This is a genomic window from Corynebacterium phocae (assembly GCF_008693075.1).
In the GTDB taxonomy this organism is placed as follows: domain Bacteria; phylum Actinomycetota; class Actinomycetes; order Mycobacteriales; family Mycobacteriaceae; genus Corynebacterium; species Corynebacterium phocae.
Window position 1 is genome coordinate 44,849 of record NZ_VXKJ01000043.1, and the last position, 23,403, is coordinate 68,251.

Annotated in this window: 20 protein-coding genes; 7 read left to right on the forward strand and 13 right to left on the reverse strand. The window is 61.9% G+C overall.

Annotated features, from left to right (window positions below; all coding sequences use genetic code 11):
- Positions 1–10: 10 nt before the first annotated feature.
- A complete protein-coding gene (ligA, locus tag F4V58_RS06880) occupies positions 11–2,077 on the reverse strand; it encodes an NAD-dependent DNA ligase LigA (RefSeq protein WP_075734541.1) in 2,067 nt (688 codons plus the stop codon).
- Between the two features lie 166 nt (positions 2,078–2,243).
- On the opposite strand from ligA, the gene brnQ reads away from it, so the two are divergent.
- From brnQ to F4V58_RS06895, 3 genes are all read left to right on the forward strand, one after another.
- Positions 2,244–3,614 (forward strand): branched-chain amino acid transport system II carrier protein, encoded by a 1,371-nt coding sequence (gene brnQ / locus F4V58_RS06885; protein WP_075734543.1) that lies wholly within the window; start codon positions 2,244–2,246, stop codon positions 3,612–3,614.
- 51 nt (positions 3,615–3,665) lie between these two features.
- A complete protein-coding gene (locus F4V58_RS06890; RefSeq protein ID WP_075734545.1) occupies positions 3,666–4,337 on the forward strand; it encodes a 3'-5' exonuclease in 672 nt (223 codons plus the stop codon).
- Between the two features lie 173 nt (positions 4,338–4,510).
- Positions 4,511–5,656: an ATP-binding protein gene (locus F4V58_RS06895; RefSeq protein ID WP_075734547.1), complete on the forward strand. Its 1,146-nt coding sequence runs from the start codon at positions 4,511–4,513 to the stop codon at positions 5,654–5,656.
- On the opposite strand, the gene F4V58_RS06900 is transcribed toward F4V58_RS06895, so the two are convergent.
- Together F4V58_RS06900 and mnmA are read right to left on the reverse strand one after the other, a co-directional pair.
- Complete coding sequence (locus F4V58_RS06900; protein WP_245802959.1) at positions 5,653–6,561, reverse strand: uroporphyrinogen decarboxylase/cobalamine-independent methonine synthase family protein; 909 nt, start codon at positions 6,559–6,561, stop codon at positions 5,653–5,655. The two genes, F4V58_RS06895 and F4V58_RS06900, sit on opposite strands and share 4 nt — an antisense overlap.
- Positions 6,562–6,581: 20 nt before the next feature.
- On the reverse strand, positions 6,582–7,667 hold the full coding sequence (gene mnmA, locus F4V58_RS06905) for a tRNA 2-thiouridine(34) synthase MnmA (RefSeq protein ID WP_075734551.1): 1,086 nt from the start codon (positions 7,665–7,667) through the stop codon (positions 6,582–6,584).
- A gap of 96 nt (positions 7,668–7,763) precedes the next feature.
- Between mnmA and F4V58_RS06910 the strand changes: the two genes are divergently transcribed.
- Positions 7,764–8,591: a spermidine synthase gene (locus tag F4V58_RS06910; protein WP_075734553.1), complete on the forward strand. Its 828-nt coding sequence runs from the start codon at positions 7,764–7,766 to the stop codon at positions 8,589–8,591.
- A 10-nt stretch (positions 8,592–8,601) separates the two neighbouring features.
- Positions 8,602–9,993: a DUF5129 domain-containing protein gene (locus tag F4V58_RS06915; RefSeq protein WP_075734555.1), complete on the forward strand. Its 1,392-nt coding sequence runs from the start codon at positions 8,602–8,604 to the stop codon at positions 9,991–9,993.
- A 95-nt stretch (positions 9,994–10,088) separates the two neighbouring features.
- Here F4V58_RS06915 and F4V58_RS06920 read toward each other — a convergent pair whose 3' ends face one another.
- From F4V58_RS06920 to F4V58_RS06950, 7 genes are read right to left on the reverse strand one after another with little or no spacing between them, the layout of a single operon-like run.
- Positions 10,089–11,234, reverse strand: a complete 1,146-nt coding sequence (locus F4V58_RS06920; RefSeq protein ID WP_075734557.1) for a glycoside hydrolase family 25 protein — start codon at positions 11,232–11,234, stop codon at positions 10,089–10,091.
- A gap of 56 nt (positions 11,235–11,290) precedes the next feature.
- Complete coding sequence (locus F4V58_RS06925; protein WP_075734559.1) at positions 11,291–12,412, reverse strand: cysteine desulfurase family protein; 1,122 nt, start codon at positions 12,410–12,412, stop codon at positions 11,291–11,293.
- Complete coding sequence (locus F4V58_RS06930; RefSeq protein WP_075734561.1) at positions 12,412–13,365, reverse strand: electron transfer flavoprotein subunit alpha/FixB family protein; 954 nt, start codon at positions 13,363–13,365, stop codon at positions 12,412–12,414. Before F4V58_RS06930 ends, F4V58_RS06925 begins: the two co-directional genes overlap by 1 nt.
- Positions 13,366–13,396: 31 nt before the next feature.
- Positions 13,397–14,191 carry an electron transfer flavoprotein subunit beta/FixA family protein gene (locus F4V58_RS06935; RefSeq protein ID WP_075734563.1) on the reverse strand — a complete coding sequence of 265 codons (795 nt, stop codon included), beginning with the start codon at positions 14,189–14,191 and terminating at the stop codon, positions 13,397–13,399.
- Between the two features lie 49 nt (positions 14,192–14,240).
- A complete protein-coding gene (locus F4V58_RS06940; RefSeq protein ID WP_075734565.1) occupies positions 14,241–15,377 on the reverse strand; it encodes a THUMP-like domain-containing protein in 1,137 nt (378 codons plus the stop codon).
- Entirely contained in the window at positions 15,377–16,231 is an 855-nt protein-coding gene (locus F4V58_RS06945; protein WP_075734567.1) for an NUDIX hydrolase, read from the reverse strand. Before F4V58_RS06945 ends, F4V58_RS06940 begins: the two co-directional genes overlap by 1 nt.
- 15 nt (positions 16,232–16,246) lie before the next feature.
- On the reverse strand, positions 16,247–17,044 hold the full coding sequence (locus F4V58_RS06950) for an ABC transporter ATP-binding protein (protein WP_075734569.1): 798 nt from the start codon (positions 17,042–17,044) through the stop codon (positions 16,247–16,249).
- A 120-nt stretch (positions 17,045–17,164) separates the two neighbouring features.
- On the opposite strand from F4V58_RS06950, the gene F4V58_RS06955 reads away from it, so the two are divergent.
- Together F4V58_RS06955 and glgB are read left to right on the forward strand one after the other, a co-directional pair.
- A complete protein-coding gene (locus F4V58_RS06955) occupies positions 17,165–19,174 on the forward strand; it encodes a maltotransferase domain-containing protein (protein ID WP_075734571.1) in 2,010 nt (669 codons plus the stop codon).
- Between the two features lie 81 nt (positions 19,175–19,255).
- Positions 19,256–21,388, forward strand: a complete 2,133-nt coding sequence (gene glgB, locus F4V58_RS06960) for a 1,4-alpha-glucan branching protein GlgB (protein WP_075734573.1) — start codon at positions 19,256–19,258, stop codon at positions 21,386–21,388.
- A 185-nt stretch (positions 21,389–21,573) separates the two neighbouring features.
- Here glgB and F4V58_RS06965 read toward each other — a convergent pair whose 3' ends face one another.
- The 3 genes from F4V58_RS06965 to F4V58_RS06975 all read right to left on the reverse strand — a co-directional run bounded on the left by F4V58_RS06965 (position 21,574) and on the right by F4V58_RS06975 (position 23,389).
- Complete coding sequence (locus F4V58_RS06965; protein ID WP_075734575.1) at positions 21,574–22,020, reverse strand: arsenate reductase/protein-tyrosine-phosphatase family protein; 447 nt, start codon at positions 22,018–22,020, stop codon at positions 21,574–21,576.
- Between the two features lie 130 nt (positions 22,021–22,150).
- Positions 22,151–23,080: a tetratricopeptide repeat protein gene (locus F4V58_RS06970; RefSeq protein WP_075734577.1), complete on the reverse strand. Its 930-nt coding sequence runs from the start codon at positions 23,078–23,080 to the stop codon at positions 22,151–22,153.
- The gene (locus tag F4V58_RS06975; RefSeq protein WP_075734579.1) at positions 23,081–23,389 is read right to left on the reverse strand and encodes an MTH1187 family thiamine-binding protein; all 309 of its coding nucleotides are present in this window, start codon (positions 23,387–23,389) and stop codon (positions 23,081–23,083) included.
- Positions 23,390–23,403 lie beyond the last annotated feature (14 nt).

Genomic DNA, 23,403 nt, shown 5'->3' on the forward strand with positions numbered 1-23,403 from the left:
GGCCCGCCTTCTAATCAGGACTGCCAGTTTCCAGTAGGCGCTGGAAGCCGGACTCATCCAAGATCCGCAGCCCCAGGTCCCGCGCCTTTTGTTCCTTGGAACCGGCGTTTTCACCCACCACCACGTAATCAGTCTTCTTAGATACCGAGCCAGACGCCTTCCCGCCACGCGACAAGATTGCTTCCTTGACGGTATCCCGCGTGAAATTCTCCAAAGTCCCGGTGACCACAACGGTCAACCCCTCCAGGGTTTGCTCCGGTTTGTCCTGCACCTTATCTTCCATGGTCACTCCGGCCTTGGCCCACTTTTCCACAATCTCGCGGTGCCAATCCACCTCAAACCACTCACTAAACGACCGCGCGATGATATCCCCCACGCCATCGGTGTGCGCCAGCTCCTCTACAGGGGCCTGCCGCATGGCATCCAAGGAACCGTAACGGGCCGCCAAGGCACGGGCAGCAATGGGACCCACATGCCGGATAGACAAAGAAACTAGCACGCGCCACAGCTCCGTCTCCCGCGCGGTCTTGAGGTTATCCAGGAGTTTTTCTCCCTGTTTGTTCAAAATGCGCGGGACGGGCTGACCCTTGGTTTTCTTAGCCTTCGGGTCATTACGAGTGTAGACCTGAGTTTTGAGTAACTTTTCCGCATCCAAGTCAAAGATGTCACCCTCATCCGCCACCACACCAGAGTCAATGAGGTCCGAGGCGGCCTTCTCCCCCAAGGCCTCAATATCAAAGCCCTTGCGGGAGGCCAGGTACTCCAAACGAGCGGACAATTGAGAGGGACAGCTACGCGTGTTCGGGCAGCGCCAGTCCGCGTCGCCTTCCTTCTGCGGGGCTAAGGTGGTCCCGCACGAAGGGCAGTCTGCGGGGAAGGTCCACTCCCACTCCGAGCCATCGCGCTTGTCCACCACCGGACCTAAGACCTCGGGGATGATCTCCCCGGCCTTACGAATAATTACGGTGTCACCGATGAGCACGCCTTTGCGCTTGACCTCAGTCTGGTTGTGCAACGTGGCCATGGACACGGTAGAACCAGAGACAAAGACCGGATCCATGATGGCAAAGGGGGTAACGCGGCCGGTACGGCCCACGCCCACCTCAATGTCCAGGAGCTTGGTGGTGACCTCCTCCGGCGGGTACTTGTAGGCAATGGCCCAGCGGGGCGCGCGCGAGGTTGCCCCCAGCTGACGCTGGCTTTCCAAATCATCGACCTTGACCACCAGGCCGTCCATTTCAAAGATGGCGTCGTGGCGGTGGGCTGCCCAGTAGTTCACCTGCTTGATCACCGCTGCGGCGGACTCCACGCGTTTGGTGTACTCGGACACCGGCAGCCCCCAAGCGGCCAGCGCCGCATAGGCGTCGTGCTGCGAGGTCGGCGCAAAGCCCTCCCGCGCCCCGATCCCGTGGGAGACCATGTGCAGCCGCCGCTTTTTCACATCCGCAGGGTCTTTCATGCGCAAACCGCCGGCGGCGGCGTTACGCGGGTTGGCAAATGGAGGTTTACCATCTTCCACACGCTGGGCATTAATATCCCCAAAATCCTCCGGGCGCATGTAAACCTCACCGCGAATTTCCACCAGCGCGGGGACCGGATAAGCGTCATTTTCTTCCAGCCGGTGCGGAATGTCCTCAATTACGCGGGCGTTAGCCGTGATGTCTTCCCCCACCCGGCCGTCACCACGGGTGGCAGCGGATACCAACTCACCATCCCGGTAAACCAAGTCAATGGAGAGCCCATCGATTTTCAATTCCGTGAGATAAGACTTGGCGGGCGTCTTGGCTAGCCACTCGCGCATCTCCGCCTCGTCGAATACGTTATCCAAGCTCATCATCCGCTCGAGGTGCACGATATCTGCGGCGGAAGGCTCCGGAGTGGCGCCGACCTGCTGAGTCGGGGAATCTGGAACTGCCAACTCCGGGTGTTGCTCCTCCAGCTGGATAAGGCGCTGGAACAGCGCGTCAAAGTCCGCGTCCGGGATGGCGGGTTGACCGTTGTAATACAATTCCCGGTGCCTGCGGATTTCTTGTGCAAGCTCTGACCATTCGCGCTGAAAATCTTCTGGTTTAGTCACGGTTTCCTAGTCTAAACGAATTCTAGGACGGAGTCTGCGCCCACCGGTTGCTGGCGGCGGCTCAAGCCGGGCCCTTCGGCGCAGTACCCAAGTTGTTGATCCCACCTGGTGAGCACTAAAGTTTTCCAAGTCTATCCATCTCCCTCCGGCACAAAGGTCTTCTCTAATGGCAACTGCCCTCCCCACCGCTCCGGCTGCAAAAAGCCCCAGCACAACCTCCCCAATGGTCATCATGGCCGCTTCGCTCATGCTGTTTTCCATGTTCTTCGGCGCGGGCAACCTTATCTTCCCACCCATGGTGGGGGTCAACTCCGGCACCAACTTCTGGCCGGCAATAATCGGCTTCCTGGCAGCGGGCGTAGTGCTGCCCATCGTCTCAATCATCGCGGTTGCCATGGGCGGGTCCAACGTCCGTGAGCTTGCCGCGCGCGGCGGCTGGCTGTTCGGGCTGGGATTCTCAGTCATCGCCTACCTATCCATTGGCGCCTTCTACGCCCTCCCGCGAACCGGAGCGGTGGCAATGTCAACGGCTATCACCCCGCTAACCGAATGGGACGGAATTGTAGCCAACAGTATTTTTGCCCTCATCTTCTTTGGCGTGACCTTGCTGCTGGCTTGGAACCCGCACAAGATCATTGACACCCTGGGGAAGGTACTCACCCCGGCGCTGGTCTTTCTTCTCCTAGCGCTCATTGCCGTGGCCGCTGTGAAATTCGAACGCCACCCGGAAGCCCCTGTGGCGGCCTACCAAGACAACCCCATGGTTGCTGGGCTGTTTGAGGGATACAACACCATGGACGCTATCGCTGGCCTGGCCTTTGGCATCGTCATCATTTCCTCGCTGCGCGCTAAGGGCTTAGGACAAGCAGGCGGCCAATCCCTAGTCCGCCTAACCTCCATCACCGGCGTTATTGCCGGGTCCTTGCTGGCTGTTATCTACCTCGGACTGGCCTACATCGCGCAGACCATTCCCGATAGCCAGTCCTATACCTCCGGCGCTGAACTACTAGCGGACTCCTCCAATCTCACCCTGGGCATTGTGGGGCAGCTGGCCTTCTCGCTCATCGTGCTTCTGGCCTGCCTCACCACCTCCGTGGGCCTGCTCTCCGCCACCAGCGAATTCTTCCACAGGTTGGCCCCAGGCTTGTCCTATCACGGCTTTGCCATAATCTTCACCGTCATGTCTGCCGCACTTGCCATCCAAGGTCTAGATACCGTGCTGGCTATCGCAGTACCGTTTATCATCTTCCTCTACCCACCGGCTATCACCCTGATGCTGGTGACCATGCTCCAGCCACTGCTAAAGTCAGTGGTTCACTTCCACTGGACCTACCGCGTGGCGTTGTGGGTGGCAGCCATCTGGTCCGCGCTGTCGGTGTTGGCCAGCCAGGGTATAGCTACCGAAGCCCTGCGGCCCATGCTTGGCCTGGCGCCCGGGTTTGAGGTGGGACTGGATTGGGTAGCCCCCACCGCCGTGGCGTTAGTGGTGGGATTTGTCTTGGACCTTCTCACTCAGAAAAAGGGGATTGAGCAGTAGGAACCCACGTTGTTGCCCGGTGTGTCCCCACTAGGCGCTAAGGTTGGAGGCATGAAATTTAACGCCTCTAAAATGCTATCCTTTGACCTTGAAACCACCTCTGTTAACCCCAAAGAAGCCCGGATTGTCACCTCTGCCCTAGTGCGGATTGAGGGACGCGAAGTAGATGCGAGGGAAATGCTCGCGGATCCGGGCGTGCCCATCCCGGAGGGCGCCGCTAAGATTCACGGCATTACCACCGAAAAAGCGCAAGCCGAAGGCCGCCCGCACGCTGAGGTACTCGAAGAAACCGTGTCGAGTATCAAGAAAGCCTGGGATGAGGGTTTCACCCTGATTGTCTATAACGCGGCCTATGATTTATCGGTCCTGCGGGCACTCACCGGGGACTTCACCGTCACCGGGCCGGTGTTTGATCCCTTTGTCATTGACCGGGTGAAAGATAAGTGGCGCAAAGGCAAGCGCACGCTCACGGACGTGTCTGCCCATTACGGAATCAGCATTGGCAACGCCCACGAAGCCACAGCGGACGCCATCGCCGCGGCGCGGATTGCCTGGAAACAAGTTAACCATTCCTTCCCCGAACTCGCGGAGATGGACGTAGAAGACTTGATGGAGTTCCAGGCCGTGGAATGGTACAAGGACCGGGAGTCATTCAAGCGCTACCTGGAAGGCAGCGGCAAGGACGCCTCTAACGTATCCACCGCCTGGCCCGTCATCACCTAAAATCCCGTTAGCCATTGCCCCACCGGGCGGCCCGCAACTGCGCGGACCGCCCGGTGTAAAATTTTCTCGGGTTTCTCGGAAATCTCGAGTTTCTCGAGTCTGGGTGGATTTCTCGTGTTTCTCGTGTTTCTCGGAAATCTCGAGTTTCTCGGGAGATCTAGTAGCCTGGACATATGACTAAGAACCCGTTCCGTCCGACCTTTGGCGTCCCGCCCCTGTTGTGGGTTGGCAGGCAGTCCATCCTGGATGACTTTGAGCTTGGGCTGCTCTCCGGCCCCGGTGCCATGGACCGGTCCATGGTAATCAGCGGGACCAGGGGAATTGGAAAAACCGTCCTGCTCAACGAACTGGAAGAAACCGCTCAGAAACAGGGGTGGGTGACACTGCGGACCTCGGGCCGGGCACAGATGGTTGAGGAGTTGACCAACACCTCCATCCCCGCCCAGCTACGCGAGCTCGACCCGCCGCAAAAATCGAGGATTTCGCGGGTCAACGTCTCCGCATTGGGAGGAATCGGCATAGATTACCAGGGGGACGACTCGGTCACTCCGACGCTCAACACCCGGCTTCGGGAGCTTGTGGGCAAGCTCACCGGGGTGGGGGTCCTCATCACCATTGATGAGGTCCAAGACGCAAGCGCGCAGGATCTCACCGACATCGCGGTCGCGTATCAGGATTTGTTGCGTGATGAGATGGACGTAGCTCTGGTCATGGCCGGGTTACCGGAGGGAGTAGACCGTCTCCTGGACCTACCTGGTGCCACGTTCCTGCGCCGTGCGCAGCGGCACGTCCTGGGGCCGTTTTCGGAGGCCAACTCCTCCCACGCCTTCTCATCGACTGCTCAGGGCTCCGGGCGGGAGTTCACCGACTCCGCCATTCAAGCAGCCGTGAGGTTGTCCCAGGGCTACCCATTCCTGGTGCAGCTCACCGGCGCATTTTCCTGGGCATGGGCCATGAAGCGCGGTTCTGTGGTAATTGAGCCCCAGGACGTGGAGGCAATCTCAGGCCGCGCGGTCAGCGCCATGGGCAACCAGGTCCACGCGCCAGCGGTAAAATCCCTCCCCTTTGCCAGCCGGGAGTTCCTGACGGCGCTGGCCGGGCTGACCGGGCCCACGGCAGGCACGGCTGGGAATCCGCCCGTAGCCATGGCCGATATCGCCCGTGAGCTGGGCAAGCCCGCCAAGTCACTGTCCGATGTGCGCCACCGGCTCATCGTGGCGGACCTGATTGAGCCGTGCGGAACCGGCAAGGTGAGGTTCGTGCTGCCGTACATGTCGGACTACCTGCTGGGCACCGGCATGGCGCAGAAAGTGGATTAAAGGTCCCCGGCGTCGCGGGTGAGGATGTCCGCGACTTGGGCGGCAAAGGCGTAGTCCTTCGCGCCGGGGAGCTTGGCCGCCGGGTAGATGTCCACGCGGTCCACCAGCCACTCGCGTGGGTGGCCGAGTAAGTCAAAGTATCTAGCCACCGCGATGGCTGCGGCGCGGCGGTCGCCGGTGTTTAGGCCAAGGCCCACCCGGCGGCCCGCGTCCAAGTGCTGGCCCAGCCCGTCCACATGTTGGGGCGCGTCGAGGCCGGCGAAGTCCACAAGGAGCGTGGGCGCGGCGCTGGCCACCGCCCACTCGGGCGCGGCGTGCAGGAAGTCGGCGTGCAGGTAGTCGGCGTGGAATTCCTCCAGCCGGGCAAGCGCTACTTCCGCGGGGATGGCCGGGATGGTGTCAAACTCGTGCGTGCCGGGCACGCGGCCGGCAATAATCTGGGGCAGCAGGGGCTCGTCGAGCTGCAGGGACACCTCCGCGCCGAATCTGCGGGCAAGGTCGGCTCGATGCTCCACCGCGCCGGCCAGCAGCGCCTGGTGCAAGTCCGCGACTGCGCCGCGGTCAGTCAGCACCCGGTGGCCGTTGGCAAGCTCAACGCTGGCGGCCAAAGACCACGGGCCCATTAGCTGGGCCTTCACGCGCGGGAGGGACTCGCCCCAGACCTCCTGCAGGGTGTCTAGGTCGCGGTCCATCTGGTCCCGCATCTGGCGGGTAATCAGCTGTGGCCGGGCGGTCAATCGCCAGCCGCGGGGGCCTAAGTCTACGGATAAAAACGGCAGGAGGCTGGCCGTGCGGCCCACGGAATCAGAGCCTAAGCCGCGCTCTGGTAGCTGCGGCACGTGGAGTAACTCGCCGGTCTCCCCCACGACAATGTCTGCGGCCACCGCCATGGATTTCCCCGCCATGGGGCCTAGCCCAAACGCGGTCACGCGGTGCCCACGATGGTGCCGGAGCCCATCACAATATCGCCCAGGTCGTCGGGGCTGGGCAAATACAGCACGGCTGCCTGCCCGCGCGCGACGCCATCAAGTGGCTGGGCAAGCGTCAACGTCATGGTATCCGCTTCGGTGTCGATCTCCGCGGTGCACGGGACCACCGAGCCATGCGCGCGGACCTGGACTTCGCACTCCACGGTGCCGTCCATGGCGGGGTGCAGCGACTTAAGCCTATCGGCGGTAATGCGGGTGACCTTGAGGTCCTCCCGGGAGCCCACCGTCACGGTGCCGGTGGCCGGGTCGATGTCGGTGACGTAGCGCGGGCGGCCATCGGCAGCTGGGGCTTTGATATCTAGGCCCTTGCGCTGGCCAATGGTGTAGTTCCACGCGCCATCGTGTTCTTTGAGCTCATTGCCTTCCTTATCCACGATTAACCCCGGGCGCAGCCCAATCTGCTTGCCCAAGAAGGCCTGCGTGCGCCCGTCCGGGATGAAGCAGATGTCATAAGAGTCAGGCTTGGAAGCGGTGGAAAACCCGTGGCGGGCGGCCTCCTCGCGGATCTGCGGCTTGGGCGTGTCCCCGATGGGGAAAAAGCAATGGTCCAGCTCTTCTTTGGTGATAACCCCAAGGACGTAAGACTGGTCCTTGTTCTTATCCAAAGAGCGGCGCATGTAGCCGTCATCATCAATGGTGGCGTAATGCCCGGTGGCCACCGCATCAAACCCCAGCGCCATGCCCTTGCGCAACAGCGCAGCGAACTTAATCTTTTCATTACAGCGCAGGCACGGGTTGGGGGTTTCCCCGCGCGCATAGGAGTCCACGAAGTCACCGATGACGGCCTCTTTGAACTCCGCAGAAAAATCCCACACGTAGAAGGGAACGCCCAGCTTATCGCAAATGCGGCGGGCGTCCGCAGAGTCCTCCAAAGAACAACAACCACGGGCTTTCTCCCGGGTCTGTTGGGCGTCTTTGTGCAGCGCCAAATGCACGCCCACTACCTCGTGGCCGGCTTCTACCGCACGGGCGGCGGCTACCGAGGAATCAACCCCGCCTGACATGGCTACTAGAACTCGCATGGCAAACAGTATTACCGTTATGCGCTAACAACGCCAAACGCAGACCCCACCGCCCCGGCCTGGCCGCCGCGAAACCCGTGCGTTAGAGTTGACACAATGGGCAGGAAAAGACGCGACAATACAGACCCTTTGGTGGGCGAATACCCCATCAGCACGGGCACGGCGGTTATTGAAGCAGACCCGTTCCGGGACGGGTCCTACATCTTGAACGTCAACGGGGTGCCCTCCTCGCACATAGTGGTGGGCCAGCCCCGCGAGCTGGAATTTGAGTACATGCGCTGGATTGCCGCCGCCGTAGAGCACCTGGCCCCGGGCAAGCGTTTGCTGCACTTGGGCGGGGCGGGCTGTTCACTGCCCCGCTACTTCGCTGACCTGTGGCCGGAGGCGCATAACACCGTGGTGGAACTAGACGCCAAGTTGGCGGACCTGGCGCGCACCCACTTTGATCTCCCCAAAGCTCCCCGCGTGAAGATCCGCACCGGGGAGGCGCGCGCAGAAACGGAGAAGTTCCCGCCGGGGCGCTTTGAGGTAATAATCCGCGACGTGTTTGCCGGCGCGGTGACTCCCCGGCCGCTGACCACGCTGGAATACTTCCGCCACGCCCACGCCGCGCTGGCACCGGGCGGGCTATTTGTGGCCAACTGCGGCGACCACGCGGGCTTGGAGCTAGCCAAGGCAGAACTGGCCGGCCTGGCCAAGGTTTTTGCCAACGTGGCCGTCATCGCGGACCCGCCCATGCTGAAAGGCCGGCGCTACGGCAACATCATCTTGATTGCCACGGACGCGGAGCTGCCGGCCGAGGGCAGCCCCCAGGCCGCCGCTTTAGCCAAGCCGCTGCTGGCCGGCGCGGTGCCGGCCCACTACCAGGACCCGGCATGGACCAGGAGATTTACCGGCGCAGCGACTGCTTACCGCGACAAGTAGAATTGGCGGCATGAAACCACTCGTTTTCGGACTTTCGGCTCTACTAGCCACCCTGCCCGCCGCGCCTGTGGCGGTGGCGGAGATAACCGCTGCGCGGGTGACTGTTGTTGACTCCGCCGAGCTACTCACTCCTGGTGAGGAAGCCTCCCTGGCGCAGGCCACCGCCCAGGTAAGCCTGCCTGGCTCGGTGGAAGAGGTCTACTACCTCACCTTTGCTTCCAACGATGACAACCTCAATGACACCGTGCGCTACTACGCCGCTGACCACGGGCTGCAGTCTGCGGATGGGGAGAAATACCGTGATGGCCTGCTGATTATCTCCGTTGGCATGGAACCGCGCCGCATGGGCGTCTACTGCGGTGACACCGTGTGCCGGGATCTGGAAATTTATGACGCTGAGGGAACAACAGATTCGCTGCGCACCGCCGGGATAGCCGACGCCATGCGCCCCTTGCTAAAGGAAGAAAAATGGGAGCAGGGGCTGCTGCGGGGAGTGCAAGCGGCAGCCGATACCGGGGTGCGCGCCGCCCCGCCTGCCACCACCGACGGTGCCAGCTGGTTTCTACCCACGGTGGCAGGCGGTCTAGGACTAGCTGGGCTTGGAATTGGCGGATTTTTTATAGCCCGCGCCCGCAGGGAGAAAATCCGCACTGCACGGGAGGACTACGCCTACATCCTGGCCCACCACGGGGACGTGGCCGCCCGGCTGGAAGAAATTGACGTCCGCGCCCACTCGCTGAGCTCTCCCCTGGCAGATGACCAGTTGCGCCGCCAGTGGGAACAGATTAGGGATAAGTTCTTGGCCGCGCAGCAGTCCATGGACGGGCTCGGAAAGCTGCGCGCAGATTCCAGCGATGATAGGTTCCGCCGGCATCATGAACAACTGGCCACCGCCCGGGCGGCCGTGGAGGAAGTAGTCAACGCGGAGGCAAACCTTGAGGATCTAGCGCGCATGGAGCACGGTGACGCCCCGCTGCGCCGCCGGGAGCTCACCCGCCTGCACCAGGACGTCCTAGGGGCCATCGCGGAAGCGGAACCGGCGTTAGCTAGGCAGCTAGAGGAAATAGACGCCCGAGTACTGCAGCTGCGCGCAAACCTCCAGGCACCGGATTTCATGGACACCTACGCCGGAATCTTAGGCGACTATCAGGTACTCATGGACAAACTGACGCAGCAGCTCTACGCGGCTGACAAGGTCGAGCGCGCAGACCACCAGCCGGACAGCTTGGGCTCAAGCGCTTGGCACCCGGGCGTGGGCAGCTACTACCTCCCCTACGCCGTGGTCAGCAGCTGGCATTCCCAGGACGTGGCGGCCGCCTCATCCGCGGCGTCTTCCGGGAGCAGCACCACCAGTTATTCCTCTTCCGGATTCTCCGGCGGCGGCGGGTCATCTAGCTTCTAACCTCTCCACAAGCTAAAACCCCCGTGCAAACCATCCAGGCTATATTGAGCCGGACAAACGCACGGAGGGTGAGCCGCTATTAACGGGGATTCTTGCTAGCGGTTAGCAAAGTGTTCGGTTAGCCTGCGGACTTCAGGGATAGCGTTTTTGACCACCGTCAGGGCAACCTGGGTGTTGCCAGCTTCCAGCTGGTTGGAGACGTGAACGGCCTTCTGCGCTATCTTCGCGGCGTTGCTGACCATAATCACGAAATCGCTCACGGTGGCGTCAGATTGCGCCATGCGACGCAGTTCGTCCGAAGACAAGGCGCCGCTGCGGACTAGCCGCTCTGCTTCTAGGACAAATTCCCGCGCGCCGGTGTGAATACCGGCGTTTTCTGCGGCCTCGATGATGGCCGGGGCGGCGGCAGCGCCCGCCGCTAGGGCAAGAATGCCCAGGATAAGCAGGCCGGCGTCCCCGCTCAGATCCACGCCGGGAAGCACCAGCTGATCCAGGACCTCACCAAAGTGAATGTCATTGCCCCGGGCGAATGAATCTAGCTGCGCATGGGTACCGTTGAACAGGTTCATGTCCACCGGTCCGGTAATACCGGCAACGCGTCCAGCGTCCGAGCGCTGCCAGAAGGCCAGGTTGCTCCAGCCGCCCACGGGTGCCGGGGCGGTGGGCTGGTAAGCGGCCAGCCATAGCGGGTACTCGCTGAACTGGCGGGTGTTGCCCATGTATTCCTGCCAGAAGTAGCGGTAGGTGTAGACCATGGGGCGGCGGCCGGTCAGGCGCTGCAATTCCACCATGAAGATCCGCGTCCACACCGCTAGTTCTGCGGGAGACTTGCCCTCATTGACCTCCAGGTCAAGAACGGGAGGAAGGGTATCGCCCGGGAATAGCGCCAGCTGGGCTGCGAAGGCGGCGGCCTGGCGGATGGGGTCGCCGGAGGGGCGCGCGTAGTGGTAAGCGCCCACCTTCAAGCCGGCGTCACGGGCGCGGCCAGCGTCCAGCAAGAAATGGGGGTTGATATACGTGGAGCCCTCCGTGGCCTTTACAAAGGCATAGGATTGGCCGTCAGATTTCACCGCGTTCCAGTTGATGCCATCCAAGGTTTTGTGCTGGTGGCTGGATACATCGATGCCGGAAGGGGCGGTGAGGTCAATAGCCGGGGCGGTGGAGAGGCTAAGTGAGATAGCGGTTATTGCTGAGACTACAGCAGCAGTTATGCGACGTGCGAAGATCATGCCTACAAACATACACAACCTTCACACTAGTCACACCAGCAACACGCGCAACGGGCATAAGATTTCTCTCACACACTGCGAGCGCGCTTGATAACCTCGGGCAGCCGCTGGATAACAAAGTCCACGTCCTCCACCGTGGTGCTACTTCCCAAGGTAAACCGCAAACTACCAGTATCAGCGCCCACCCCCATGGCCGCCAGCACGTGGGACTGCCGGTTAACCCCGGCCGCACACGCCGAACCCGCCGAGGCCTCAATGCCTTCCATATCCAGTAGCAAAATAAGACTGTCACTATCGGTGCCCACAAAGCTCAGGCTCAGGTGCCCGGGAAGCGCAGGCTCATGGGTGTACACACCCACTTCAGGAATACGGGCTACCACGCCGTCGCGAAGCCGCTCGCGCAAGGCCCGGACACGGCGGGACTCCTCCGCCATCTCCGCTACTGCTTCTTGCAGCGCCGCCGCCAACGCACTCGCGGCAGCAACGTCAACCGTCCCGGGCCTAATCCCCCGCTCCTGGCCGCCACCATAGTTAACGGCTTGGGGCGCCGGAGAGCGCTTGGCCAGCAACAACCCGGCCCCCCGCGGGCCGCCAAACTTGTGCGCGCTAGCGGCCAAGGTCGTAGCACCCACGGCGGCAAAATCAACCGGGACCTTACCCACCGCCTGAACGGCGTCAATGTGTACCGGCGTATCCACCGCCGCAGCTTTTTCACAGATACGGGCCACCGGCAAAATGGCACCGGTTTCATTATTGGCCCACATGCACGTGGCCAGGGCCGCCGGGGTATCCAGCTGCGCCAGGTCCGGGATATGCCCGCGCACATCCACGGGCAGCAAGTCCACCTGGACACCGGATTCACGGAGCTTAGACACGGGCTGAAGGACCGCCGGGTGCTCGATGGGGGTGGAGACAATCCGCGCGGGGGCACCGGCTGCCACCCGGGTGGCGTAAAGGCCCTGAACCGCAATGTTGTCGCTTTCCGTCCCGGAGGCGGTAAAGATCACTTCGATGGGCTCGCAACCCAGCAGCTCAGCCACGGTTTCGCGAGCCTGGTCCAGCACGGACCGGGCCCTGCGCCCGGAGGCATACACCGCACCGGAATTAAGCGCGCCAGAAGCCTCCACCCAGGCGTCAACGGCCACCTGCCGCATGGGATGAGTGGCGGCAAAATCGAAGTACCGTGACATTACGCGCGACGGGAGTTAATCTCAGCCGCCAACGCGGGGGCAATCTCATGCAAATCCCCCACCACGCCCAAATCCGCGATCTGGAAGAAAGGCTCATCTTGGTCCTGGTTGATAACCACAATGGTGCCGGAGGTCTGCATGCCAGAAGTGTGCTGGATAGCACCGGAAATACCCATGCCAATGTAGAGATCTGGGGACACCGTCACGCCCGTCTGGCCAATCTGGCTAGCGGAGTCGTAATAACCTAAGTCCACGGCGTCACGGGTAGAGCCCACCGCAGCGTCAAGCGCATCAGCTAGCGGTTCCACCACGCTGGCAAAGTTATCCTCCACACCACGGCCACCGGCAACTACCACCTTGGCCTGGGAAATATCCGGGCGCAAGGAGGCCTTGGCCGGCTGGAAAGAGGTCACCACGGCGTCGCGGTCGGTGCCAGCCGGAAGCGGCATGGGCGCCACTGCGCCCTCCGCGGGCTGGGGGTCTGCCTTAACCGCACCGGGACGCACAGTGTAGACCGGGCAGGACCCCGCCGCCGTGGCGGAGACCTCCACCGAGCCGCCAAAAATAGAGTGCTTGGCGCTGCCGTCCGGGTTAATAGCGCTGACGTTAGCCAAGGCACCAGAGGCCAGACGCGCGGCCACGCGGCCAGCGATTTCGTTTCCGGCCGGGGTGGCCGCAATGACAATCGGCGCAGGGTTGGCGGCACCGAGCGCGTGCAAGGCATCTACCTCTGGGGTGAGGATCCGCTGGGAGTAATCCGCGGCGGTGGCCTCAACTACCTGGGCAGCTCCCAGCTCTGCCAGCTGCGGGGCCAGGCCCAGCGAGGATTCAGACACCACCACGGCTGACACCGCGCCCAGGGCGCGTGCAGCGGTAATAAGTTCTGCGGTAACAGGGCTGAGCTTTCCGGATTGTCCGGCCTCTAGCTCTACGAGCACATATACGTGTGACATGTTTTAAAAATTCTCCTTCGAGTAGGGCTGGTTAGATCAGGCCGCGGTTGTCAAGGAAGTCGGCTACCTGCTTGGCGGCGTCTGCTGCAGACACCCCGGAGATAACCTCACCAGCAGAGCGCGGCGGCAACGTGGTTGCCTCCACCACCTGCGTGGCAGCCCCCACCGGCGCAATGCCCAAGGCGGCTACGTCCCACACGGTCAGCTCGTGCTTCTTGGCCGCCATGAGCCCCTTGAAGTTGGGGAACCGGGGCTTGTCCGCCTTGTCGTTGACCGTGATGATGGCCGGAAGGCTAGCCTCTAGCTTCCAGGTGCCGTGCGCGTCCTCGCGCTCGCCGCTCACGGACTGCCCATCCACTGCCACGGAGACAAGGTTGGTCAGCGCAGGGATCTGCCGGTACTCAGCCAGCAACCCGGCCAGCAACCCGGTTTGTCCATCGGAGGACAGGTTTCCCATGGTGATGAGCTTGACTTCCCCAAACTTCTCCTCCACCTGCGATAGCGCGGCATTCAGCGTCCAGGCCGTGGACAAAGCGTCCGCTCCGGCGGCCTGATCATCCAGGACATGCACGGCGTCATCCGCACCCATGGCCAGGGCCTTCCGCAGCGCCTCCTCGGCCGGGGCAGGCCCCATAGTCAAGGCAATAACCTTGAACTCCTCCGCAGGGTTGTCATCACGCAGCCGGAGAGCCTGCTCCACGGAATACTCGTTGACCTCATCAATAACGTTGTCCACGCTGACGCGGTCCAAAGTATGATCATCCTGGAGAGCCTTGGTGGACCATGTGTCCGGCACATGCTTAATTAGAGCCACAATAGTGGGCATGCCATCACCTTTCGAAATGTGTTAAGTAAATAAGTAATACCAATGTTGCTTAAACCGCTTCCGATGATACCCGGGGGCCGCAGATAAAGGCCACCGCCCCCTTGCCCACCCGGGCTATCACCACCGACAGCGGGCGCTTACCCTTGAGTTTTAGCCGCTTGCGCAGCACATCCGGGTCAACATCCACGCCGCGCACCAAAATCTCCACGCTCCCACATCCATACGCGGTCAACGCCGAACGCAGCTTTTTCATGGGTACCTGCTCAAGGATCTCAAACCCACTGCGCCCAGCCGGGATCCGCGGCCCGGTGAGATAAGCCAAATGCTCATCAATCTGCCACAGCCCCTCCCGCTTGGCGTAGTGGCGCACCAAACCGGCACGCACCACCGCGCCGTCCGGGTCAATGATATAGCGCCCCGGCGCGCCGGCCTCCACATCATCCGGCATAGCTGAGTCAACGCAATCGGTTGCCCCCTGGGAATCGAGCATGACCGCGCGCCTTCCCGCGGCCAACCCGGGCGTGAAAAGACAGGCCTCCTTCACCGCTCCGGCCACGCTGGTGATGGCCACCTGCCCCTCCCACTCGGAGAAATCTAAGCCCGGGGCGCACTTTACCGCCATCTCCGCTCCGCGCCAGGTGTCCAACAAATCCGGCAAGGGTGGCTGCAGCTTGGCTGGATCCGTTATCCGCTTACCCCCAGCGCGCCGGGCGGGATCAGCAACAATGACGCTGCCTGGCCGTGGCCGCACGGCAGGTGCCAGGGCATCCGCAAGCATAAACGGGACGTTGGCAACGTTATGCCGGGCCATGAGCAGGCGGGAGAAATCCAGGTCCGCCCCGGCGTAGTCCAGTCCGGCGGCTATGGCTGCGTGCCCTTCCGTTCCAATGGAGCAAGTAACGTCCACCACGGAGCGCGCGCCCAGGGATTTTAAGAACTCTGCGCGCCACGTGGCCACGGTGGGTGGGGTGGCCTGCTGCGCGGAATCGGCATCGGCAAGCCACGTGTGCGGGAACTTGCCGGACCGGCGGGCCTTAATTAGCTCCGCCACCGCCCGGGCGTTTGGTCCATAAAGCGCGCGCAGCGCCTGGACGTCCGCCAACTGGGTGCGGGCACTAAGCGTTAATTCTGGATGGTCAAATGTCCCCTTCGCCAGGAAGGCTACCTCTGCGGGAGTAAAGCTCACTAGCGGGTGCTCCGGATTCTGTCTTCGGGGTTAGTGGAATGATATTCGCCATAGCTTGGGTCATCAACGGGCTCGCCCACCACCAGGCGCACATCCTGGGATTTTGCCGCCTTTATGGCCTGGGCCACGGTGTCGCAGTGAGACAAGCGCTCCAACTGCGCCCAGGTGGGCAAAGCCAGCCGCACCAGCCCGGCGCGCCACCCGTCCATGAGCAGCCGGGGGTTAAACCAGTTGGCGTCATCAGCTTCAAAGGTGGTGCCGTCCAACTCCTGCCCCTGCGGCGGAGTGGTGAGGAAAAAGAACGTGTCAAACCACTGGCCCCGGTCCACGCCGGCCCACCTGGCCCACGGCACAAAGACATCCGCGTCCAGCTTGAGCCTTTCTTTACTGAGGAACTCAGTGAAGGAAATACGGTGGGATTCCAACGCCAACCGGTCCAGGTGGTACTGGTGGGCGTCATCGAGGACTTCCCCGCTAAGGTCCCGGACCATCAGCGCGCCGGCTTCCTCAAACAGCTCGCGGGCGGCTGCAAAGACAATGGCGTGGGCCTTGTAGTGGCTCACCCCCATCGTGCGCGCCATGGCTATAGTGGACGCGCCGGACCACAGCTCCCCGGAGTTCCAAGTCCGGGGCGGGAAATCGCGCGGATCCACCCCGCCGCCAGGAAAGACCACGTGGCCTGGGTAATTGCGCATGGTGGTCACGCGCTCTTGGACCCACACCTCCAGGCCGTCCTTACCGTCGCGCAGCACCAGGACGGTCGCCGCCAGCTTTCCACCGTTGTATCCGGTGTACTCAGTAAGGGCGCCTGGATTATCACTGCCACAGGTGGCGGGTTCGTGGGCGGGGTCCATGCGTTCCAAGTCTAGTTATTTTGCCCGGCGCGCGAAATAGCGTTCGCCGATTCTGTCTACCTGGATGGGTTGATGGAAGGCGCGGGAGACATTTTCCGAGGTCAATACCGTGTTGATAAGACCCATGGCTACCACGCGGCCTTCGTCCAAAATCATGGCATGGGTAAACCCGTGGGGAATTTCTTCCACATGGTGAGTGATCATCACGATGGCGGGGGCGTCCGCGTCCATGGCCAACTCCCCCAGGTAGCCCACCAGGTCCTCGCGCCCGCCCAGGTCCATCCCAGCGGTGGGCTCATCGAGAATGAGCAGCTCCGGGTTGATCATCAGGGCGCGGCCTAAGATGACGCGCTTTTTCTCCCCCTCGGACAATGTCCCCCAGGTGCGGTCCTTGAGGTGCTCCGCACCCACCTGGCGCAGGATCTCTTGGGCGTGTTCGAAGTCCATGTCTAGGTATTCCTCGCGCCACCGGCCCAGGACCGCGTAGCCGGCGGAGACCACCAGGTCAAAAACGCGTTCTTCATCGGGAATCCGGTGCTGTACGGCCGCCGAGGAGATACCAATGGCCGCGCGCAAGTCCCGCATGTCCGTTTTGCCCAGGCGCTCACCCATCAAAAAGGCGGTGCCTGTGGTGGGGAACTCCTCCGCCGCCGCCATGCGCACCAGGGAGGTCTTTCCCGCGCCGTTGGGCCCGATGATAACCCAGCGTTCATCGAGCTCTACCTGCCAGTCCACTGGCCCTACCAGGGTATTACCGCCGCGGCGAAGTTCTACTCCGCGGAAATCAATTAGCCAATCAGGATCCGTCTGCATGATATCTATCTTGCCCCAAACCTCCCGCGTGTGGGGTCACTGACACAGGTGGCACCCCACCTGGAAGCTAGGTGGGGAAATTTCGCCACAAAAGGCAGCGGCTCCATTAGGCTAAATGGCATGAAAAGAATTGATATCGACGACGTCCGCCCGTCCATCTCTGGGGGACTTCCCACCAAGGCGGTAGTGGGGGAAGTAGTTCCCGTTAGCGCCCTGGTGTGGCGCGAGGGCCACGACGCCGTGGCAGCAACCCTCTCCGTATGGCCGGCCTTTGGCGGCACCGTCTCCGACATCACCATGAAGGTTGATCCGCACAACCCCGACCGCGTCCATGCCGTGTTTACCCCCGGCACCACCGGCCAGTGGTTCTTCCGCGTGGACGCCTGGAGTGACCCGGTAGCCACGTGGCGCAACGCGGTGACTAAGAAGATGGCCGCGGGGCAGACCGCGGCGGAGTTGGCCAATGATCTAGCCGCGGGCCACGAGTTGCTCTCCCGCGCCGCACTGCAGACGCCCAGCGAGGAAGCAAATCTACTTTTCGATGCCGCCCGGGCACTGCGCGACGACACCCTTCCGGTGGAAATCCGCACGCGACCCGCGCTGTCCGAGGAGGTAACCGACGTCCTGCGCCGCTACCCCGTGCGCGATCTCATCACCGAAGGCGAAATTCAAAAAGTCTACGTTGAGCGCAACAAGGCCCTCTACAGCTCGTGGTACGAGCTATTCCCGCGCTCTACCGGCGGCGTTGATAAAGACGGGCAACCCGTCCACGGCACCTTTGCAACCACCAAGAAAGCGCTGGGCCGCGTTGCCGCCATGGGCTTTGACACCGTCTACTTCCCGCCCATCCACCCCATCGGCGAAATCCACCGCAAGGGCCGGAACAACTCCGTGGTGGCAGAACCAGGAGACGTGGGATCCCCCTGGGCCATCGCGGACCATAACACCACGCACCCCGAGCTAGGGACCATGGAGGAGTTCAAGGATCTAGTCACCTATGCGGACTCCTTGGGGTTAGAAGTAGCCCTCGACCTTGCCCTCCAGGCCGCCCCGGACCACCCCTGGGCAGAAAGCAACCCGGAATTCTTCACGGTCTTGGATGATGGCACCATCGCGTACGCGGAAAACCCGCCCAAGAAATACCAAGACATCTACCCTCTAAACTTTGACAACGCCCAGCGGGAGATTTACCGCGCGGTCTACAAGATGGTCATGCGCTGGGTGGGCGCCGGGGTGAGAACGTTCCGCGTGGATAACCCGCACACCAAACCCACCGCTTTCTGGGCCTGGCTCATCCACAAGGTTCATTCCACCAACCCGGAGGTCATCTTCCTCGCAGAGGCATTTACGCGCGTGCCCCGCCTGCTGGGGCTGGCCAAAGCCGGCTTTAGCCAGTCCTATACCTACTTCACCTGGCAGACCACCAAGGCGGACCTGACCAAATTCGCCCAACTACACCTAGACCAGGCCGATATCTGCCGCCCGCACCTATTTGTCAACACCCCCGACATCCTGCACGAGTCCCTACAAACCGGCGGCCGCGCCATGTTTGCCATCCGCGCCACCCTCGCTGCCACCCTGTCCCCGCTGTGGGGCGTGTACTCCGGGTTCGAACTCTACGAGCACCGGGCTGACAAACCGGGATCCGAGGAATACCTGGACTCCGAAAAATACGAGCTCCGCCACCGGGATTTCCAGGCCGCCGTCAATTCCGGTGACTCGCTGGAGCCCTACATCACCCGGCTCAACCGGATCCGCCAGGACAACCCCGCCCTGCAGCAACTGCGCACCCTGCGGTTCCACCACGTTGACAACGAGCAGGTGATGGCATACTCCAAGACCGACCCCGCAACGGGCAACGCAGTGCTGGTGGTCATCAACTTAGACCCGCGCAATACCCAGGAAGCCACCGTCCACCTAGATATGACAGCACTTGGACTCAACCACGGGGACAGCTTTGAGGTCCGCGACAACATCACCGGGCAGACCTACACCTGGTCCGACCGCAACTTCGTACGGCTGTGCCCACAAGGCGACGTAGCGCACATCTTCACGCTGCCCACCGTCAAACGCGAACTGCGCAAGCCCCTAGCGTGGCGCCGGATCGCAGAGACCGACTACCGCCCCTAACTATCCGCTTAGCGCACCCCCGGGGAAATCCCCGGGGGATTTTCCCACATCGGGTGGCCCGGCACAGGTAGCGTTAGAGACATGAAGATTGACGCTTTGGACCTCGACCGCCTAAATGCCTGCCGCCACCACGCCCCGCACGACTTTTACGGCTGGCACGACGGCACTATTACCACCCGCCAGCCAGGCGCTTCGCGCGTGCGGGTGCGCACCGCCAACTCCACCGTGGACCTGAACCACATTGGCAATGAGATTTGGGCAGCAGAGGTCTCCGCGCCCGGAAGTGAAGCCCAGGACTACCGCTTGGAAATCACCTACGGTGAGCACGGCACCCGGGAGGTAGCTGACGGCTATAGCTTCCTTCCCACCCTAGGAACGCTAGACCTACACCTCATCGGCGAAGGCCGCCACGAGCGCCTGTGGGAGGTACTAGGTGCCAACCTCAAAACCTACGAAACCGACTTGGGAACTGTCACCGGCGTGGCTTTTGCCGTCTGGGCACCCAACGCCGAAGGCGTTGCCGTGGTCGGAGATTTCTGCGCCTGGAACCCAGTGCAGTACCCCATGCGCTCCCTAGGTTCCACCGGCATCTGGGAACTCTTTATCCCCGGCCTTGGCGCTGGGGAACGCTACAAATTTGCCATCCACTCCAAACACTCCGGGCGGATAGACAAAGCTGACCCCATGGCCAAGGCCGCAGCCGTGGCCCCCGCCACCGACTCCATCGTGGCAGAGTCCAACTACCAGTGGAAAGACCACAACTGGGTCCAGGCGCGCACCGGGGATGTCAACGTACCGGTCAACATCTACGAAATCCACGTGGGCTCCTGGAAACAAGGCGCTACTTACCAAACCCTGCGCGAAGACCTCATCCCCTACCTCAAAGAGCACGGCTTTACCCACGTGGAATTCCTCCCCGTGGCCGAACACCCCTTTGGCGGTTCCTGGGGCTACCAAGTCTCTGGTTACTACGCCCCCACCGCGCGCTGGGGCTCCCCGGATGAACTACGGGCGCTCATTGATGAGCTCCACCAGGCCGGTATCGGGGTCATCGTGGACTGGGTGCCAGCACACTTCCCCAAAGACGAGTTTGCGCTGGGACGCTTTGACGGGCAAGCCCTCTACGAGCACCCCGACCCCCGCCGGGGTGAGCAATCCGACTGGGGCACCTACGTCTTTGACTTCGGACGCAATGAGGTCCGCAACTTCCTAGTAGCCAACGCGCTGTATTGGGCTGAAGAATTCCACGTAGACGCCCTCCGCGTGGACGCCGTGGCCTCCATGCTCTACCTGGACTACTCCCGGGAAGATTGGCTGCCCAACGAATACGGTGGCCGCGAAAACCTTGAGGCCGTCCAGTTCCTCCGGGAAACCAACTCTGCCCTGCAGCGCACCCACCCCGGCGTGTGGACAATCGCGGAAGAATCCACCTCTTGGCCCGGGGTCACCGCCCCCATCGAAGACGGCGGCCTGGGCTTTTCCATGAAATGGAACATGGGCTGGATGAACGACACCCTGGAATACTTCAGCCTAGATCCCATCCACCGCTCCTACCACCACGGTGATATCACTTTCTCACTGGTCTACGCGTTTTCCGAAAACTTCATCCTGCCGTTTAGCCACGATGAAGTAGTCCACGGCAAGGGCACCTTGTGGTCCCGCCAGCCCGGCGATGACTGGAACAAGGCCGCGGGCGTGCGCACTCTCTTTGGCTACATGTACTCCCACCCCGGCAAGCAGCTGATGTTCATGGGGCAGGAATTTGGCCAGACCACCGAGTGGAATGAAGCAGGCTCCACAGACTGGTCCAACCTCCACGGCTGGGGCCAGGAATGGCACTACGGAATCAAGCGCCTGGTCAGCGATATTGGCGCGGTCTATAACCAAACGCCCGCCCTCTGGCAGCGCGACTTTGACCCCTCCGGCTTCCATTGGGTGATAGGTGATGACTCCGCCGGCAACGTCATTGCCTTCGAGCGCTACGGTGATGACGGCTCCGCCGTGCTATCGGTTATCAACCTCTCTGGCTCCACCCACCAGGACTACCATCTGCACCCCACCCGTAGCGGGGACTGGGAACTCATCCTCAACACCGACGACGCCGCCTACCAGGGTGCCGGAAACGAGCTAGCCAAGACCCACCACAACGGCGGTGAAGGGATCAGTATGACGCTTCCCGCCAACTCTGTGCAGTGGTACCTCCACCGCGGTTAATAGGCCTACGGCAGCCTCTCAAGGTAGGCGTATTTCGGGGAGGTTAAGCAGTTCCGGGCTTAACCTCCGCCGTTTCCCCGGTTTCCTGCCACCGTTAGCAAAGGCCCCGGATTCTTAGAACCGTAGATTTTCACAGCCGCAGATTTTCACAGCCGCAGATTTTCACAGCCGCGGGCCGGCAAAAACTAGGTGGCTTCCGCGATGAGCGCTTGAACCCGGGAGTCTATGTCATCGCGGAGTTGGCGCAGCCGCTCTTTGCCTTCAACACCGCGGACAGACGGGTCCTCAATCTCCCACCGGATAGCCGGGCCCGCGTAGTCCGCGCCACCAACAATCACCACGTAGTCCATCTCCGCTGCCAGCTGCGGATCCACGGGTGTGGGCGTGCCATCTGACATATCAGCACCGATCTCGTGTAGCGAAGCCGCAGCTTCCCGGTTGACGTCACCGCTGTTGCCGGGTTCTGCTACCTTCACCCCGGCGGAATAGACCTGCCAATCCGGGGCGCGCAGCTTATGCAGCGCTGCCGCCATCTGGGATTTCCCCCGGTTGGAGTTGCACAGATAAAGAACCTTGGGTCCCGAGGGCGAGGGCGTGGTCGCGGTGAGTTGGGCAGCGGCGGAATCAGTCATAACTTCGCATCTTAGCCCATGCCCACGGGAACCGCCGTGCACCGCCGTGCACCGCCAGGATTATGCGGATACGCTTGAATGATTGCCACGCCAGCGCCCGGGCCTGTGCCCGCAAGTGGATGACTGGCTGCTAGTACAGCGCGCTGGCAAGAGCCCGGCGGGCGTCAAGCACGCGCTGGTCTGCAGCGTCGAACAAACCGAAAAGCTCCAACAGGCGGTCGCGGAGGAGGGTTTTATCCTCAGATACAGCCAGCTTCATGGCCTCAATAAGACGCGTGAACGCTTTCTCCGGAGCTCCTGCCACCACCTCGGCGTCCGCGGCGTCTAGCTGCGCCTGCACGCTCTCATCTGATTCTGCCTTGGCAATGGGATCTGTTACACCGGAGATACGCTTGAGCAAGCGGGTGGTGTCGCGAGCCTGCTTAACCTCAGTTGCTGCGGGGTCGCCGGCCAAAATGCCGTCGTAGATAGCAATAGCGGCGTCATAGTCACCCTTGCTCAACGCCTCTTCGGCTTCGCTCACGCGAGGGTCCAAAGCATCTTCTTCTTCAACGGGCTGCCCGGCCCCAGTTTCCAGGCCTTCCAGTTTGCCGCCAACTTGCTGGACCAACGCAGCCACCCATTGCTCCAAGGCCTCTTTGGGCTGACCGCCCTCAAAACTAGTGATGGGTTGCCCGGCAGCCAAGGCCACCACGGTGGGAAGGTTTTGGACGCCAAAGACCTGCGCTACTTGCGGGTGTGCGTCCGCATCCACGTAGCCAACTACAAAGGACAGACCACCTTGTGCCGCTAGTTCCGCGAAATCTTGTTTTAACTGTTCCGACTGCGGCGAGCGTGCAGTGCCTATCAGCGCTATGACTGGGACCTGCGTGCTGCGGCGGACCAGATCGGTTTCAAAGTTTTCCTCCGTAACCGCAAAAAACGGTGCGATTGCACCCGGTTGCGCGGAGTTTGATGAGCTCCCACCAGGTTGGGAAGTAGCTCCGGCCTTGGCTTCTGCCTGGGCTTTAAGCTGTGCCAAGTCCAGCACTCCCCCGGTCATGGATTGTGGCGTAGTCATCTAGATACCTTCCTGTAGGTGCTTTTCAACTGCTTCAACCTTGCCCCGGAGCTGTCCAGTGACACCCTCACGGATATCAGCCTTGATCACCAGTGAGGTCCGGGGAGAGACAGCGCGCACGGCGTCGGTTGCCTGTTTAATAACGGCGAAAACCTCATCCCACTCCCCTTCCACGAGGGTGAACATAGCGTTGGTTTCATTGGGTAGTCCCGAGTCACGAACCACTTTTACAGCGGCGGCAACGGCTTCGGACATTTCTGCAGAGGGCTCTCCCACAATCGTGGGGGCTACGGAAAAGGCAACAATCATGCCGCCCATCCTAC

Bases quoted from the DNA above. Each gene is read 5' to 3' on its own strand.
- F4V58_RS06950 (WP_075734569.1), bottom strand. From the start codon at position 17,044: ATGCAGACGGATCCTGATTGGCTAATTGATTTCCGCGGAGTAGAACTT.
- F4V58_RS06895 (WP_075734547.1), top strand. From the start codon at position 4,511: ATGACTAAGAACCCGTTCCGTCCGACCTTTGGCGTCCCGCCCCTGTTG.
- brnQ (WP_075734543.1), top strand. From the start codon at position 2,244: ATGGCAACTGCCCTCCCCACCGCTCCGGCTGCAAAAAGCCCCAGCACA.
- F4V58_RS06975 (WP_075734579.1), bottom strand. From the start codon at position 23,389: ATGATTGTTGCCTTTTCCGTAGCCCCCACGATTGTGGGAGAGCCCTCT.
- F4V58_RS06965 (WP_075734575.1), bottom strand. From the start codon at position 22,020: ATGACTGATTCCGCCGCTGCCCAACTCACCGCGACCACGCCCTCGCCC.
- mnmA (WP_075734551.1), bottom strand. From the start codon at position 7,667: ATGCGAGTTCTAGTAGCCATGTCAGGCGGGGTTGATTCCTCGGTAGCC.
- F4V58_RS06900 (WP_245802959.1), bottom strand. From the start codon at position 6,561: ATGGCGGGGAAATCCATGGCGGTGGCCGCAGACATTGTCGTGGGGGAG.
- glgB (WP_075734573.1), top strand. From the start codon at position 19,256: ATGAAGATTGACGCTTTGGACCTCGACCGCCTAAATGCCTGCCGCCAC.
- F4V58_RS06935 (WP_075734563.1), bottom strand. From the start codon at position 14,191: ATGCCCACTATTGTGGCTCTAATTAAGCATGTGCCGGACACATGGTCC.
- F4V58_RS06920 (WP_075734557.1), bottom strand. From the start codon at position 11,234: ATGTTTGTAGGCATGATCTTCGCACGTCGCATAACTGCTGCTGTAGTC.
- F4V58_RS06945 (WP_075734567.1), bottom strand. From the start codon at position 16,231: ATGGACCCCGCCCACGAACCCGCCACCTGTGGCAGTGATAATCCAGGC.
- F4V58_RS06890 (WP_075734545.1), top strand. From the start codon at position 3,666: ATGAAATTTAACGCCTCTAAAATGCTATCCTTTGACCTTGAAACCACC.
- F4V58_RS06930 (WP_075734561.1), bottom strand. From the start codon at position 13,365: ATGTCACACGTATATGTGCTCGTAGAGCTAGAGGCCGGACAATCCGGA.
- F4V58_RS06925 (WP_075734559.1), bottom strand. From the start codon at position 12,412: ATGTCACGGTACTTCGATTTTGCCGCCACTCATCCCATGCGGCAGGTG.
- F4V58_RS06955 (WP_075734571.1), top strand. From the start codon at position 17,165: ATGAAAAGAATTGATATCGACGACGTCCGCCCGTCCATCTCTGGGGGA.
- F4V58_RS06970 (WP_075734577.1), bottom strand. From the start codon at position 23,080: ATGACTACGCCACAATCCATGACCGGGGGAGTGCTGGACTTGGCACAG.
- F4V58_RS06915 (WP_075734555.1), top strand. From the start codon at position 8,602: ATGAAACCACTCGTTTTCGGACTTTCGGCTCTACTAGCCACCCTGCCC.
- F4V58_RS06910 (WP_075734553.1), top strand. From the start codon at position 7,764: ATGGGCAGGAAAAGACGCGACAATACAGACCCTTTGGTGGGCGAATAC.